The organism is Microbacterium sp. NPDC086615 (assembly GCF_040686055.1).
GTDB lineage: Bacteria > Actinomycetota > Actinomycetes > Actinomycetales > Microbacteriaceae > Microbacterium.
Window position 1 is genome coordinate 1 of sequence record NZ_JBFBJJ010000028.1, and the last position, 14,574, is coordinate 14,574.

Sequence of the window (14,574 nt, forward strand, 5' to 3'; positions counted from 1 at the left end):
CGCCGTCACCGCCGAGGAAGGCCTCTGGATCCGAACCGGATGGGCAGGACGGAGCTGACACGCCCGAGCCATCCACACGTTCTTGCCTATAAGCCACGGTTTTGCAGCCGCCCGAAGGGCAAAAAAAAGAGACCCAAGCTCTATACGAGCCGCGAAGCGACTCATCGAGCTTGGGTCTTGCCGGTGTATCCGTAACAATCCCAACCGGGTGCGCCCCGTCGGCGCACGAACGCGACTGTAGCAGGTGTGGACGAGAACGCAAGAGCGACGGCTCTGATGGATCGAATCGGGTGAGGGGGCGACGGGCTGCCAAAAAAGTCCAGAATTCGAAACACCGAAGTAACGATGATCGCTATAACATCAGTGCACAGCAATCGTTTGCACAAGCGCGACACCTACGTCGACGCATCCTCGTTAGGAGAGTGATAGTGAGCACCTCACTGAAAGAAGCGCAGACCATGGACGCATTTTTCGGCGCTCCCGGGCCTGATTATGACATCGTCGCGAAGGCGCGAGCGATGCAGCCTCTCATCCGCGAATACGCGGAGCAGGGAGAGAAGAACCGTCGCGTCGCCGACGAGGTCATCGAGGCGATGAAGGATGCCGGCCTCCTTCACATCTCGATCCCCGAGCGGTGGGGCGGGTACGGCGCGAACTTCCGCACATTCATCGACGCCGTCTCCGAGATCGGCCGTGCCGACGGCGCCACGGGCTGGGTGTCGGCGCTGCTGAACTCCTCGACATGGTTCGCCACCCTCTTCTCCGAACAGGCGCAGGAGGATGTGTTCGGGGCGAACCCCCGTTCCCTCGTGTCGGCGGTGCTCTCGCCCGGCGGCCCCTTCATGCAGGCGAACTCGACGAAGAAGTTCGAGCGTGTCGAGGGTGGCATCCGCGTGTCGGGCGAGTGGGGATACTCCACTGGTTCCCTTTACGCCGACTGGTCGATCGTGCCGGTGCGTACCGACACCGATGAGAACGGCCTGCCCGTCAACTCGCTCGTGCTCATCCCCAAGTCCGACGCGACGATCCGTGACACCTGGCACACCGTGGGCATGCGCGGGACCGGCTCGAACACCCTCGTCGTCGAGGACGTCTTCATTCCGGACCACCGCATCGAGCCCATCGGCAACTTCGCCGCCGAGCAGTACCCGCGCGTGTGGGCCGAAGAAGACAACTACCACGCCTCGTTCGTACCGGTCGCCGAGATCATTCTGAGCTCGGTGCAGATCGGTATGGCCCGCGGCGCGATCGACCTGACGATCGCCTCGGGCGAGAAGGCCGTCACGTACTCGGTCTACCAGCACGCCAAGAACTCCGTCGTGCACCAGATCGAGCTGGCGAAGGCCCAGTCGGAGGCGGATCAGGCGTACTTCCTCGCCGTCCGCACCGCCGCCGCGATCGACGCGGCCGCACGTGACCGTCGTCCGATGACGATCGCAGAGCGTGCCCGTGCTCGTATGGACAACGGTCAGGCGGCTGCCCTGTCTCGCAAGGCCATCAACCGGTGCCTCAGCATCACCGGCGCCTTCAGCTTCGCCGAGATCAACCCGCTCCAGCGCTTCTGGCGTAACAGCGAGACCGCGAGCCGCCACGCCCTCGTGCACCCCGAAATCGGTGCCGAGGTCTACGGCAAGGTGCTCTTCGGCGTCGAGGATCCCGTGCAGCCCTTCTGAGCACTGGTCTGCCGAAGCCCCCGGTCGTCGCCTCCGGCGTCGCCCGGGGGCTTCGGTCTGCCCGGATGCCCGACCGCTGAGGCACGTCGAGGCCGCCGGCCGCGCACGAAGCGTCGACGCGGCACCGCGGCGCATCGCGCGGCTGCCACGGGCAGAGCACGACCTCGACGCGACCCGGGGCGCACCCGCTGTACGGTCGCCACGCGCGTCCGGGAGCGGCGCGACCCGCTGGCCTCCGGCAAGAACGACGAGGACCTCCGAGCGAGAGGAGTCGTGCTCCCCTTTGCGCTCGAAGGTCCCGTCGACACCCATGGCGAGTCGTCGCGACGCAGCTCACCGCGCCACGGCGAGACTCAGGCGACCCAGACGGTCTTCAGGTTGCAGAACTCGCGGATCCCCTCGAGCGAGAGCTCACGCCCATACCCTGACCGCTTGATGCCGCCGAAGGGGAGTTCGGGGTACGAGATCGTCATGCCGTTGACGAACACCGCGCCCGACTCGATCCCCTCGATCGCCCGCTCGATCTCGTGCTCGTCCGTGCTCCAGAAGGCCGAGCCCAGCCCGTAATCGAGCCCATTGGCGATCGCGAGCGCATGGTCCAGCGACGTGGCCTCGTAGACGCTGGCCACCGGGCCGAACGCCTCTTCGGTGAACAGCCGCATCTGCGGGGTGACTCCCGCGATCACGGTCGGCGGGTAGAACCACCCCTCGATCTCGGGGTCGACAGAGCCGCCCACGATGATCTCCGCGCCCTTCGACCGGGCGTCTTCGACGAGACCGACGATATCGTCGCGACCCGACGAGGTCGCCAGGGGTCCGATATCCGTGGTCTCCTCATGCGGATCGCCGACGCGTAGTGCCGCCATCCGCTCAGCGAACCTGTGGACGAACGCCTCGTAGACGTCGGTGTGCACGATGAAGCGCTTCGCGTTGATGCACGCCTGGCCGTTGTTGCTGGTGCGGGCACGGACCGCGGTGTCAGCGGCGGCATCGAGATCGGCCGAGGGCATGACGACGAAGGGATCGGAGCCCCCGAGCTCGAGGACGGCCTTCTTGAGCACGTCGCCGGCCGTCGCCGCGATCGAGCGTCCCGCGTTCTCCGACCCCGTCAGGGTGACGGCCGCGACCCGAGGATCGCGGATGACGGCTGCGACCCGTGAGGAGTTGATCAAGAGGGTCGAGAACGATCCCGGGGGGAACCCCGCCCGAGTGAACAGATCGCCCAGATAAAGCGCCGCCTGAGGAACATTGGAGGCGTGCTTCAGGATGCCGGCATTGCCCGCCATCAGCGCGGGTGCAGCGAAGCGCACGACCTGCCAGATGGGATAGTTCCACGGCATGACAGCCAGCACCACGCCGAGGGGGTCGAACCGCGTACCCGCACGCGTGGCCCCCACAGCGGAGGGTGCGTCGAGGCTACGCCCGGTGAGGAATTCCTCGGCGTGCTCGGCGTAGTACCGCATCGCGTAGGCGGACTTGCCCACCTCCGCGCGAGACTGCGCGAGGGGCTTGCCCATCTCGTCGGTGATGAGCCGGGCGACGCTCTCGAGGTCGGCCTCCAGCAGGTCGGCCGCGACGTTCATGAAATCCGCGCGGCGCGCCCACCCCGCTGCGGCCAGCAGCGGAACCGCCGCACGGGCTGCGGCGAGCTTGCGCTCGACGACGTCGGCGTCGTCCTCGTCGAATGCTGCCAGTTCGTGCCCCGTCGTGGGATCGATGCTGCGAATGGTCGGCATGGTCTTCTTCCTTCGGTTCGGTCTGGTCAGATGAGGATCGCCAGCGGATTCTCGACGGCACGTTGGAATGCCGCGAGCCACTGGGCCGCGACCGCGCCGTCGAGCACTCGGTGATCGGCCGAGAGCGTCACGGTCATGACCTGACCGACAGCGAGCTGGCCGTCGGCATCGACGAGCGGTATCCGGCGCGCGGCACCGACGGCGAGGATGCCCGATTGCGGCGGGTTCAGGATCGCGCTGAACTGGGAGATGTCGTACATGCCGAGGTTCGACACCGAGAAGCTGCCCCCCTCGATCTCCGCCTGCTTCAGTCGCCCTTCGCGCGCACGATTCGCCAGGTCGGCGATGGTCGCACTGACCTGAGTGAGCGACATCTTCTCGATCCCTCGAACGACAGGGGTCGTGAGACCCCCCGCCGTTGCGACGGCGACAGAAACGTCCGCTGACGAGAAGCGACGGATGCTGTCGCCGTTCCAGATCGCGTTGGCCTGCGGAACCTCCATCAGCGCCGTCGCAACCGCTTTCACGACCAAGTCGTTGACGGAGATCTTGCGCGGTGCGCTGCGGTTGACCTGTGCGCGCAAGTCCATCAGCGCGTCGACACGGCAGTCGGCGACGAGGTAGAAGTGCGGCACCGTCGACTTGCTCTCCGTCAAACGCCGAGCGATCGCCTTTCGCATGCGATCGAGGGGGACGTCGTCCCACCCGGGCCGGGCGGATGCCGAGGCAGGCGGCGCCGTGACGCCGATCGGCGCCGCCGCGGCAGCGGTGGTCGCCACAGGACGCTCGGTCTTCGAGGCGGCCTCCGACGCCCGCTGGGCGAGGTGGGCCTCGAAGTCGCGCCGAACGATGCGACCGTTCGGCCCCGTCCCCCGCACATCCGCGAGTGACACGGCGTGCTGCACGGCCAGTCGCCGCACCAGCGGGGTGGCGATGAGCCGTCGTCCCGGATCGGGTGCGTCGTCCGCCGCGGGTTGAGACGCGGCGGTTTGCGGCGCGACGGTTTGCGACGCGGCGGCCGACTCGACGGACTCCGTCGCAGACGAAGCGCTGATCTCGGAGGCCACCTCTGCGGGGAGCTCACCCAGCCCGAGGACGGACAGGGCTCGGTCGATGTCCTCGTCGCTCTCCCCTTCGCCGAGCAGAATGAAGAGGGGATCACCCACGGCCACGCTGTCACCGTCGGCGACGAGGAGGCGTCCGATCGTGCCGTCGGCCTCGGCGGTCAATTCCACGCTGGCCTTGTCCGTTTCGATCTCGGCGATGGGTTGCTCCCGCACGACGGACGTACCGGGCGTGACGAGCCACGACTGCACAGCCGCTTCCTCTGCACCGGCGAGGATCTCTGGCATCCGGATGATCTCGACCATGATCAGCCTCCGAATCCGCGGCGGACTGCTTCGAGACCGGCGACAACCTCTTCGGTGCCGGCGATCGCGGCCCTCTCCAACACGCGCGAGATGCTGGGGGACGCCTCTTCTCCGGTGACCCGCGCGACGGGCTGGTCCAGCCAGTCGAAGAACCTGCGCTGGATCTCGTCCGCCAGCCACGCGCCGTACGACGTGCCCTGGGCACCCTGTTCGACGATCAGCACGGCGTTCGTCTTTCGAATGCTCTCGCCGATCGTCTCCCAGTCGAGGGAGGCGCGGTCCAGCCAGCGCAGGTCGATGAGCTCCGCGTCGATGCCGGTCCGCTCGATCGCCTCTTTGGTGTGCGCGACCATCGAGAGATACGACAGAACCGTGACGTCCGCCCCCTCGCGGACAACGGCCGCCGATCCCGGCGGGATGACATAGTCGAGGTCGCCCTCGGGCACCTCGTCCGCCGCGCCGTAGAGATCGACGTGCTCGATCACGAGGACCGGGTCCTGCAGAGCGAGAGCGGCGTTCATCAGCCCGACGTAGTCCGAGGCGTTCGATGCCGCGACGATCCGCCACCCCGGGCTCGTGGCGAAGATCCCGGCGGGGTCCATCAGGTGCTGCGAACCGTACCCTGAGCCCATCGCGACCTTGGTCCGCAGCACGAGAGGAACGGGGTTGTCGCCTCCGAACATGTGCCGCGCCTTGCCGATCTGGTTGAACACCTGGTCGGCGGCGACCCACATGAAGTCGGGGTACATGAACTCCACGACCGGACGGTAGCGACCGTCGAGCGCCAGACCGCCGGCGAGGCCGACGAAGGCGTTCTCGCTGATCGGTGTGCCGAGGATGCGCTCGTCGCCGTACTTCTTCGCGAGCCCCTTCGTGGCTCCGTTCGTTCCGCCATTGAGGCGGTGCACGTCTTCTCCCATCACAACGATGCGGGGGTCGACCTGCATCCGGCGGTCCATGACCTGCGCCACGGCGTCGATGAACTTCAGCGAACGGCGAGCGCCGGTCTCGGGCGGGCGCGGCAGGTCTTGCAGTTCACTCGCGTCGCCGCGCACGCCGACATTGACGAAGCTCGGTTCCGGCCAGAGCTCCGGCCGGATGCGCCGCTTGCCCGGGCGGTCGGGGTCGCTCTCGAGGAGCTGCGCCGCGGCATCCGTCATCGCTTGCTGCACGCGTTCGCGCAGCGCCTTCACTCCCGCGTCATCGATGAGTTCGCGACGGATCATGTGGCGGGCGACGAGATCGAGCGGATCGCGAAGACGCCACGCGGCCTCTTCACCTTTGCTGCGATACCCGAAGGCACTACCGGGGTAGGCACCGTTCTGGTGGAAGAAGCGGTAGACCTCGGCCTCGACGACAGCCGGCCCCTCGCCGGAACGCATCCGCTCGGACGCTTCTTCCATAGCCAGATGCACCGCAAGGGGATCCATGCCGTCCACGCGCCAGGACGGGATGCCGAAGCCCTGACCGCGCACGGAGAAGCGGGGATCCGCGGTGATCTCGTCCGCACGGGTCGACACGGCGTACAGGTTGTTCTCGACGAAGAAGCACACCGGCAGCTTCCACGCCGCCGCGAGGTTCATGGACTCGAGAACCGAGCCGATCTGCGCCGCGCCGTCGCCGAAATAGTTGACGGTGAGATCCGTCGTGCCAGAGTGCTTCTGCGCCCACGCGTTGCCGGTCGCCATGGGCGCGCCACCGCCGACGATGGCGTTGGTGCCGAGCGCTCCCGCTTCGAACCATTGCAGGTGCATCGACCCGCCGCGCCCGTGGCAGTAGCCCTGCGCCAGCCCGAGGATCTCGGCCAGCGTGCGCTGGAGGACAGTCTGTACGTCGACCGGGACAGCCTGGGCGGGGTCGATGACGCCCCCCGTCACGTGGGTCAGAGCCTTGGCGAGGAACTGGTGGTGTCCGCGATGGGATCCATTCACGCCATCCGTGGAGCGCAGGCCCACGATCGAGCCTACGGCTCCGCCCTCCTGCCCGATGCTCGAGTGGGCCGGCCCGTGGACCAGTCCCTCTCCCGCGATCTCGAGGACGGTCTCCTCGAAGGCGCGGATCAGGTGCAGCTGGCTGAGCATCGTCCCGAGCAGCGACGGGTCGGCTGCGTCCCAGTCGGCTGTCGTCGTCGCCAGCTCGAACCAGTCGACACCGGTCCGAAGGCGCTTCTTCTTTGGCATCTTCGCCCATTCCTCTCACCGCGGTCGGCGGACCGCTGTGGAAGGACGATAGTGCAACATCGTATCCAATACAAACGATTGCAGTTCTGGATGCGCCTCGCGTAGCATGTCCAGCGGATGCCATGTATCCAATGACGAGCGACAGAGGAGTCGAGGCGTGACACCGATCGTGCACCGGGGAATTCCCGGCATTCGCGGAACCGACCACATCGGCTTCACCGTGCCCGACCTCGACGAAGCGGAGCGCTTCCTGGTCGACATCCTCGGCTGCGACCGGGTCTACGATCTGGGGCCGAAGCGCGCCGACGACGAGTGGATGCACACGCACCTCGGCGTCCACCCGCGCACGGTCATCCGCGAAATCCGGTTCTACCGCCTCGGACACGGCGCCAACTTCGAGGTCTTCCTCTACGAGGCGGTCGACGGCCAAGCCCCGCAACCGCGCAACAGCGACATCGGCGGATATCACATCGCCTTCTACGTCGATGACCTCGACGAAGCGGTGCGTTATCTGCACGAGAACGGCGTCGAGGTGATGGGTGCGCCCACCGCGAGCGCGCAGGCCGCGCGGGGTCAGCGCTGGATCTACTTCCGCAGCCCCTGGGGTCTGCAGTTCGAGCTGGTGAGCTTCCCGGAGGGCAAGGCGTACGAGCAGGGAGCTCCGCGACTGCTCTGGCATGCAGCCCACCCCGATCGATGAGGCCGACATGTCGATGATCACCACATCGCCATCGCACGGCGTGACCGGTGCGCGCGTGGCAGCGACGCTCCGCGACGCGATCCTCTCCGGCAAGTACGCGCCGGGGGAACGCTTCCGCCAGGACGATCTCGCCGATCATCTCGGCGCGAGCCGGGTTCCCGTGCGCGAGGCCCTCAGGACCCTCGAAGCAGAGGGACTCGTCACGATCGTGCCCAACACCGGCGCCTGGGTCTCGACGCTGTCGGTCGCCGACTGCGAGGAGATGTACTGGATGCGAGAGCGACTGGAGCCGCTCCTCCTCCGCCTCAGCGCGCCGAACCTCACCGACGACGTGATCGATCACCTGACGAGCCTTGCGCACGAGATGCAGACGACCGATGACGTCGAGCGCTTCCTCGCACTCGACCGCGAGTTCCATCTCACGAGCCTGCAAGCTGCCGACACGACGGTTCTCGGCGACACCGTGATCCGTCTCTGGAACCGCACTCAGCGTTACCGCCGCGAGGCCACACGACTGCTCTCCCTCGAAGGCGACGGAGCGGTACACCACGACCACCATCTCCTCGTCGGGGCTCTTCGCCGCCGAGACGTCGACGAGGCCGAACACGTGCTCACGAGGCACATCCGTCGCAGCCGACTGGAACTCGTCCGGCATCCGGAGGTGTTCGATCCGTAGACCGCGCTACAACGCCACGGGAGGCCGACATCCCCTCGCGCGGCGCGCCCCCGGCCTGCCCTGATCCGCCCGACCTCCGAGGCAGCGGAAACCGACGCATTTCGGCACGGCACGGAAACATCACGGCAATATTCGCTTCCTAACATCGCGCTTAGCAATCGTTTGCAGAAACGGCTGGCGCGACGATCCTCCTCCTCCATCCGACAGCCTGTTTCATCACACAAGGGAGTCTCATGAGCAGCACCGGTTCCACCAAGTTCGCCTCCACGCTCGACACCGACTACTCGATCTACACCCTCGAGTACTGCCACGGCGAGATGCCCCACGACTTCTTCGGCGGTTCGGGCGTCTTCAGCAATAAGGGCATGGTGCGCGTCCCCATGCTCTACACACTCCTCGTCGGCGGCGAAGTGGGCGGCAAGCAGCACGTCGCGCTCGTCGACTGCGGATTCCGTGACGACTACTGGCTCGAGCGCTACCCCTTGTGGAACTGGGAGAACCCCACGCAGGTGCTCGGCCAAGTCGGCATCCGTCCCGAGGACGTCGAGATCATCCTCGTCTCGCACATGCACTTCGACCACGTCGGCAACTTCGAAGCTTTTCCCAACGCCACCCTCTACGTCCAGTTCGAAGAGTTCACCGGCTGGTCCGCGGCGCTCGACATGGCAAACGGCATGTCGAGCGACGAACAGAAGGCATGGGTGTTCTCCTCCTTCGATCCCGTAGACCTGGCGAAGGCGGCGCAGGGATTGGCCGAGGGACGCATCAAGTTCGTCCACGGCGACCAGGAGATCATCCCCGGTGTCACCGCACGTCTCGCCAAGGACACGCACACCTTCGGTTCGCAGTGGTTCAAGATCCAGACCCGCAACGGCCCCTTCGTCGCCGCCGGCGACGTCGTGTACTGGTACTCCAACATCGAGAGCATGTGGGCCCCCGGCTACGTACAGGGCAACTCGTTCAACCTCATCAGCACTTACCGGACCATGCAGGAGGAATTGAAGAACGAGACGAGCCGCATCATCCCCGGGCACGACCCCGAGTACGCCCTGCGTCACAACTCCTGGCTCTCCCCCACCGGCAACTCCATCACGGAGCTCAACCTCCGCGAGAACGAGAAGTCCCGTCGGCCCCAGGGCGCGGCCGTGTTGCTGACATGAGTCGCCCCGCACCCCGGCTCGCCCCCACACACGCGCATGACGAAATCTCGCGAAGGAGCACCCCATGACTGACACACTCGTCCGCGGCGACATCGCTGCGATCATCGATCAGCTCGACACCCTGCGCCCCGAGCTCACTGCGGCAGGACGCGAAGCGGACGATGCCCGGCGCGTCCCGCAACGCATCTTCGACGCCGTCGAGGCGACGGGTGCGTTCCGCGTCTCCGCCCCCCGGAGGTTCGGCGGGCTCGCAGCCAGCACCCGAGACATCCAGGCGGTCTCTCGCGCCATCGGACGGGGCGATGGCAGCCTGGCGTGGATGGCCGGCATCTACAACACCGGCGCCTGGGTGCTGAGCCTGATGAGCGATCAGGCACAGGACGATGTCTGGGGACAGGGCGGAGATCCGCGGGCTCTCGTATCCATCGTCCTGGCGACGACCTCCGACGCCGTGCCGACGGAGGGCGGCTACCGGGTGACGGGCCGATGGACATACGGCACCGGTAGCCGTGAGGCGAGCTGGTCGTTGCTCGGCGTACCGCTCAAGAACGCCGTCGGCGACATCGTCGATGCGGGCGTGGCACTCATCCCGACGTCAGCGCTGACCTTCGAAGACGACTGGCATGTGGCCGGAATGAGATCGACCGCGAGCGTGACGCAGATCGCCGACGACGTCTTCGTCCCCGCGCACCGGATCTTCCGGCTCACCGCGGCCATTGAGGGCGGGTACGTCGGTACCAACACCGAGACCTCATACCGGACCATGTTCGTCCCGTCTCTGTTCATGAACCTGGTGGGTCCACATCTCGGCATGGGGCGAGCGGCTCTGGATTTCGTCATCGCGGAGTCGGACAAGAAGTCGATCGCGTTCACGGGATACGACCGGCAAGCCAGCTCGACCGTCTTCCAGTACACGATCGCCAAGGCCGCCGTGCACCTGGACGCGGCGGAGGCACTCGCCGAACAGGTGGCCGACGAGATCTACCGCACCGCCGAGCGCGGCGATTACCACCCTTACTCCACGCGCATCGCGTTGCGCGCGAAAGCGGGATGGATCGTCGACGCCGTCACGCAGGTGATCGGCGAGCTCGTCACGGCCCACGGCTCCGCCGGCTTCGCCGAGTCGTCTGCCCTGCAGCGCATCTGGCGCGATCAGGCTGCGGCGGCGCGACACGGCCACACGCTCTCCGCGAGCGGGTACGAGGCACTCGGTCGAGTGCTGGTCGACCGCGAGGACGACGCCCGCTTCGTCCTCCCCATCGTCTGAACCATCCGGTCATGCAACGACCGCGGGACTGATTGGCAAGAAGAATGACCATGACAGATACACCCCTCTCCCTCACGGCAGATGATTTCCGCTACGCGTTCCGGTCCCATCCGGCCGGGGTGGCGATCGTCACCGCCGACGCCGGCGACGGTCCGGTCGCGATGACGGTCAGTTCGGTGGCCTCGGTATCGATCGCACCGCCTACTCTCGTCTTCTCCGCCTCCGCGCTGTCTTCGAGCACTCCCACGATCCTGAGGGCCGATACGGTCGTGGTGCACATGCTCGCCGCCGATCAGCTCGCGCTCGCGAAGCTCGGCGCGCAGCGCGGAGTCGATCGTTTCGGATCGGATGTCGACTGGGACCGCCTCCCGACGGGCGAACCGTACTACCCGGGCGCTCACTGGCTGCGAGGGCGCATCGTTCAGCGCGTCGACGCGAGCGGGTCGACCCTTATCGTGGTCGAAGCCATCGAGGCGAAGCCGCGCGGCGAAACGGAAGAGCACGACCCGACACCGCTGGTCTACCACAACCGTCAGTGGCACACGCTGTCCGAGCGCTCCGCGCTGCCGGCCGCGACGGTGCCCTTCTGCGTCGTCTACGGACGCGACGAATAGCCCCCCGAAAGGAAACAGGAGAAACACATGACCAACGAACGCATCTCTCGCATCCCCGCTCCCGTCGTACCGGGAATCTCCGACAGCACCCGCGTGACCGCGGGCGAGCTCGTCTTCATCTCCGGGCAGGTGGGATTCGAAGAGGACGGGTCCGTTCCGACCGACTTCAAGCGCGCCATCGAGCTCACCTACGGCGAGTTCGAGCGAGCGCTGAAAGCAGCGGGCGTCACCTACGATGACCTCGTACGCGTGAACGTGTACATCACCGAGCTCGACCAGGAGAAGCTGTTCACCTGGCGCGAGACGCGCAACGCCATCGTCAACACCACCACTCCGTCTGCGAGCACGGTGATCGGCGTGCACTCGCTGTACAACGGAGCCACCATCGAGATCGACGGCATCGCCGCCGTCCGCTGAGACCGCCGTCGCGGGCACGCCCGTCGTGCGTGCCCGCGACACCTCCACCCGAACCGGATCGAGCATCCGTCCCGCGCGAACGTCGTTTCCGGAAACCGCCGCACATCGCCGATCCGAGGCCGTGAAGCGAGCTCGGGACCCGCGCTGGCGAACCGTGCTCGCACCGCGTGAACCGCTCTCGCGTTGAGCGTGGGAGCTGCGCTCGTCGCGAGCACGGCGCCGCTCGCGCCTGCAATGCAATCGATTGAATTTGCGGTAGCGTCGAAGAGCTACCGCCGTACGAACAGAGAGGCCGCCACCCATGGCCGAACCCCAGAACACCTCCCGACCTCTCCTGACCCCCGGGCAGATGGGCGTCGACTACGAGATGCGGGTCGACTTCTCCCGCCTACGCGACTACCGCCTGTCGCGCGCGCAGGCCGCGCTGGAAGCGAGCGAATGCGGCGCCTTCCTGCTGTTCGACTTCTACAACATCCGCTACACGACATCGTCATGGGTGGGCGGCGCCCTCGGTGACAAGATGATCCGCTACGCCCTCCTGACCCGCGGCGGCGAACCGCATCTGTGGGACTTCGGGTCCGCCGTCAAGCACCACCAGCTCTACTCTCCGTGGCTCAACCACGATCACAACCACCCCGGTTTTCTCGGCTTCCGAGGCGCCGTGGCACCCACAGCCGGCCTCATGGTCGACGCCGTCACCGAGATCAAAGGCATCCTGAGAGATCTCGGCCTGCACAACGCGCCGGTCGGGATCGACATCGTCGAACCGCCATTCCTGTTCGAAATGCAGCGGCAGGGATTCACCGTCGTCGATGCTCAGCAGCACATGCTCGATGCTCGGGAGATCAAGAGCGCCGACGAGATCATGCTCCTGAATCAGGCCGCGGCGATGGTGGACGGCGTCTATACCGACATCGTCGAGGCGCTCAAACCCGGGGTGCGCGAGAACGAGATCGTCGCATTGGCATCGAAGAAGCTCTACGAGTACGGATCCGATCAGGTCGAAGCGATCAACGCCATCTCGGGCGAGCGGTGCAACCCGCACCCGCACAACTTCACGGACCGCATCATCCGGCCCGGCGACCAAGCGTTCTTCGACATCATCCATTCATTCAACGGCTACCGCACGTGCTACTACCGCACGTTCAGCGTGGGGCGGGCGACCGGACCGCAGCGGGCAGCGTACTCGCGGGCTCGGGAGTGGATGGACAACGCCATCTCGGCCATCAAGCCCGGCGTCGGCTCCGACGAGATCGCCTCGTTGTTCCCCACCGCCGAGTCTCTGGGCTTCGATGGCGAGCTGTCCGCGTTCGGCCTGCAGTTCTGCCACGGACTCGGACTGGGCCTGCACGAGCGGCCCATCATCTCGCGCTTGAACAGCTACCGCGAACCCGTAGAGCTCAAGGCCGGAATGGTGTTCGCCGTCGAGACGTACTGTCCCGCCAGCGACGGCTACTCCGCCGCACGTATCGAAGAAGAGATCGTCGTCACCGACAACGGTCCGGTGGTGCTGACGAAGTACCCCGCCGAAGAACTCATCGTCGCGAACCCCTATTGATGGACGACCCCCAAGCCGCGCGGCCGAGCCGACACGAAACGCTCACCCGCGCGCGCCGCAAGACGAAAGCCGCGGAGCAGCGCGTCCGTGCCCGACGCGGCGTGCCCGAGCGACGCGAGGGCACGATGAAGGCGTATTACAGTGCGCACATGGCCGACTCACGCGTTCCGACCTTGAAAGACGTGGCCCGTGGGGCGGGTGTGCACGTCGCAACAGCCTCACGAGCCTTGAGCGACGACCAATCGCACCTCGTGAGCGAGGCGACCAGGCTCCGTGTCCGGACCGCAGCGAGGTCACTCGGTTACCGCACGAACGCCGTGGCCAAGAGCCTCCGTAAAGGACGCACGGGCACGATCGGCGTCGTGGTCGCCGACCTCGCGAACCCCTTCATCGTCTCCCTCCTCCGAGGCATCGAGCATGAGGCCCGCGCGGGCACCTACATGCCCCTGGTCGCAGAGACGCACGACGACCCTGCGATTCTGCGCGGCGTCGTCGCCCGCCTGCTGGGCAACCAGGTCGATTGCATCATCCTCAGCGCTGTCAAGGTCGACGACGAGGACTTCGTCACCGAGCTCGAGAGCCAGGTGCCCGTCGTCCTCGCGGTGCGTGGCTTCGAGGCCATCGACGGTGCCGATCAAGGGCACTTCGAGGTGATCCCGGACGATTTCGAGGGTGCCCGTCTCGCGACCCGCCACCTCATCGACCTCGGTCACCGGCGCATCGCTCAGATACCCGGCACCGTGAGCATCTCATCGTTCGTCCGGCGAGCGCGCGGATTCGACGCCGCGGTGAGCGCCCACCCCCGGGTAGTCGACGTCTCGACGGGGGAGTACGCCGTGGAGAGCACGGTGGACGAGGGACGCCGTCTGGCCCAGGACGTGCTCCGCCGCCCCGAGGCTGAGCGCCCGACCGCGATCTTCGCCCACAACGACCTGATGGCCGTGGGAGTACTGGATGCCGTCCGCAGCCTCGGCCTGCGCTGCCCCGAAGACATCTCGATCGTCGGGTACAACGACGCGCCGCTCATCGACCACCTCGATCCGCCGTTGACGACTGTGCGCCTGCCCGGCTTCGAGGTCGGACGACAGAGCGCCCGGATCGCTTTCGATCTCCTCGAAGGTGTCGAGGTCCCCACAGCACGCCTCACCTTCGCGCCCGAATTCGTCGAACGTCGCTCCACCTGCCCGCCCCCCTCCCCCTCCTGATCTCGCACATTCACTGGA

Annotated in this window: 12 protein-coding genes; 9 read left to right on the forward strand and 3 right to left on the reverse strand. The window is 66.6% G+C overall.

What is annotated here, in order from left to right; all coding sequences use genetic code 11:
* Positions 1-428 precede the first annotated feature (428 nt).
* Positions 429-1,673, forward strand: coding sequence for an acyl-CoA dehydrogenase family protein (locus AB0O24_RS17795; RefSeq protein ID WP_275800226.1), 1,245 nt, complete (start codon positions 429-431; stop codon positions 1,671-1,673).
* Between the two features lie 353 nt (positions 1,674-2,026).
* Here AB0O24_RS17795 and AB0O24_RS17800 read toward each other — a convergent pair whose 3' ends face one another.
* From AB0O24_RS17800 to AB0O24_RS17810, 3 genes are read right to left on the reverse strand one after another with little or no spacing between them, the layout of a single operon-like run.
* Positions 2,027-3,409: an aldehyde dehydrogenase family protein gene (locus tag AB0O24_RS17800; RefSeq protein WP_275800228.1), complete on the reverse strand. Its 1,383-nt coding sequence runs from the start codon at positions 3,407-3,409 to the stop codon at positions 2,027-2,029.
* 26 nt (positions 3,410-3,435) lie between these two features.
* The gene (locus AB0O24_RS17805) at positions 3,436-4,779 is read right to left on the reverse strand and encodes a dihydrolipoamide acetyltransferase family protein (RefSeq protein WP_275800230.1); all 1,344 of its coding nucleotides are present in this window, start codon (positions 4,777-4,779) and stop codon (positions 3,436-3,438) included.
* A 2-nt stretch (positions 4,780-4,781) separates the two neighbouring features.
* On the reverse strand, positions 4,782-6,959 hold the full coding sequence (locus AB0O24_RS17810) for an alpha-ketoacid dehydrogenase subunit alpha/beta (protein ID WP_275800231.1): 2,178 nt from the start codon (positions 6,957-6,959) through the stop codon (positions 4,782-4,784).
* Positions 6,960-7,116: 157 nt separating this feature from the next.
* Here AB0O24_RS17810 and AB0O24_RS17815 point away from each other — a divergent pair, with 157 nt between their 5' ends.
* The 8 genes from AB0O24_RS17815 (at position 7,117) to AB0O24_RS17850 (ending at position 14,556) form a co-directional block, all read left to right on the forward strand.
* A complete protein-coding gene (locus AB0O24_RS17815; RefSeq protein WP_307384579.1) occupies positions 7,117-7,659 on the forward strand; it encodes a VOC family protein in 543 nt (180 codons plus the stop codon).
* Positions 7,660-7,666: 7 nt separating this feature from the next.
* Positions 7,667-8,335: a GntR family transcriptional regulator gene (locus AB0O24_RS17820; protein ID WP_363376733.1), complete on the forward strand. Its 669-nt coding sequence runs from the start codon at positions 7,667-7,669 to the stop codon at positions 8,333-8,335.
* A 233-nt stretch (positions 8,336-8,568) separates the two neighbouring features.
* Positions 8,569-9,495, forward strand: a complete 927-nt coding sequence (locus tag AB0O24_RS17825) for an N-acyl homoserine lactonase family protein (RefSeq protein ID WP_363376735.1) — start codon at positions 8,569-8,571, stop codon at positions 9,493-9,495.
* Between the two features lie 64 nt (positions 9,496-9,559).
* The gene (locus AB0O24_RS17830) at positions 9,560-10,762 is read left to right on the forward strand and encodes an acyl-CoA dehydrogenase family protein (RefSeq protein WP_275800239.1); all 1,203 of its coding nucleotides are present in this window, start codon (positions 9,560-9,562) and stop codon (positions 10,760-10,762) included.
* A gap of 50 nt (positions 10,763-10,812) precedes the next feature.
* Positions 10,813-11,376: a flavin reductase family protein gene (locus tag AB0O24_RS17835; protein WP_275800241.1), complete on the forward strand. Its 564-nt coding sequence runs from the start codon at positions 10,813-10,815 to the stop codon at positions 11,374-11,376.
* A gap of 27 nt (positions 11,377-11,403) precedes the next feature.
* The gene (locus AB0O24_RS17840; protein WP_363376738.1) at positions 11,404-11,793 is read left to right on the forward strand and encodes a RidA family protein; all 390 of its coding nucleotides are present in this window, start codon (positions 11,404-11,406) and stop codon (positions 11,791-11,793) included.
* 301 nt (positions 11,794-12,094) lie between these two features.
* On the forward strand, positions 12,095-13,351 hold the full coding sequence (locus AB0O24_RS17845; RefSeq protein WP_363376739.1) for a Xaa-Pro peptidase family protein: 1,257 nt from the start codon (positions 12,095-12,097) through the stop codon (positions 13,349-13,351).
* Positions 13,352-13,500: 149 nt separating this feature from the next.
* Complete coding sequence (locus AB0O24_RS17850) at positions 13,501-14,556, forward strand: LacI family DNA-binding transcriptional regulator (protein ID WP_275796064.1); 1,056 nt, start codon at positions 13,501-13,503, stop codon at positions 14,554-14,556.
* Positions 14,557-14,574 lie beyond the last annotated feature (18 nt).

What these genes read in the sequence shown, in the direction of transcription:
- AB0O24_RS17800 (WP_275800228.1), bottom strand. Translation starts at nt 3,409, where the DNA reads ATGCCGACCATTCGCAGCATCGATCCCACGACGGGGCACGAACTGGCA.
- AB0O24_RS17805 (WP_275800230.1), bottom strand. Translation starts at nt 4,779, where the DNA reads ATGGTCGAGATCATCCGGATGCCAGAGATCCTCGCCGGTGCAGAGGAA.
- AB0O24_RS17810 (WP_275800231.1), bottom strand. Translation starts at nt 6,959, where the DNA reads ATGCCAAAGAAGAAGCGCCTTCGGACCGGTGTCGACTGGTTCGAGCTG.
- AB0O24_RS17820 (WP_363376733.1), top strand. Translation starts at nt 7,667, where the DNA reads ATGTCGATGATCACCACATCGCCATCGCACGGCGTGACCGGTGCGCGC.
- AB0O24_RS17825 (WP_363376735.1), top strand. Translation starts at nt 8,569, where the DNA reads ATGAGCAGCACCGGTTCCACCAAGTTCGCCTCCACGCTCGACACCGAC.
- AB0O24_RS17830 (WP_275800239.1), top strand. Translation starts at nt 9,560, where the DNA reads ATGACTGACACACTCGTCCGCGGCGACATCGCTGCGATCATCGATCAG.
- AB0O24_RS17835 (WP_275800241.1), top strand. Translation starts at nt 10,813, where the DNA reads ATGACAGATACACCCCTCTCCCTCACGGCAGATGATTTCCGCTACGCG.
- AB0O24_RS17840 (WP_363376738.1), top strand. Translation starts at nt 11,404, where the DNA reads ATGACCAACGAACGCATCTCTCGCATCCCCGCTCCCGTCGTACCGGGA.
- AB0O24_RS17845 (WP_363376739.1), top strand. Translation starts at nt 12,095, where the DNA reads ATGGCCGAACCCCAGAACACCTCCCGACCTCTCCTGACCCCCGGGCAG.
- AB0O24_RS17850 (WP_275796064.1), top strand. Translation starts at nt 13,501, where the DNA reads ATGGCCGACTCACGCGTTCCGACCTTGAAAGACGTGGCCCGTGGGGCG.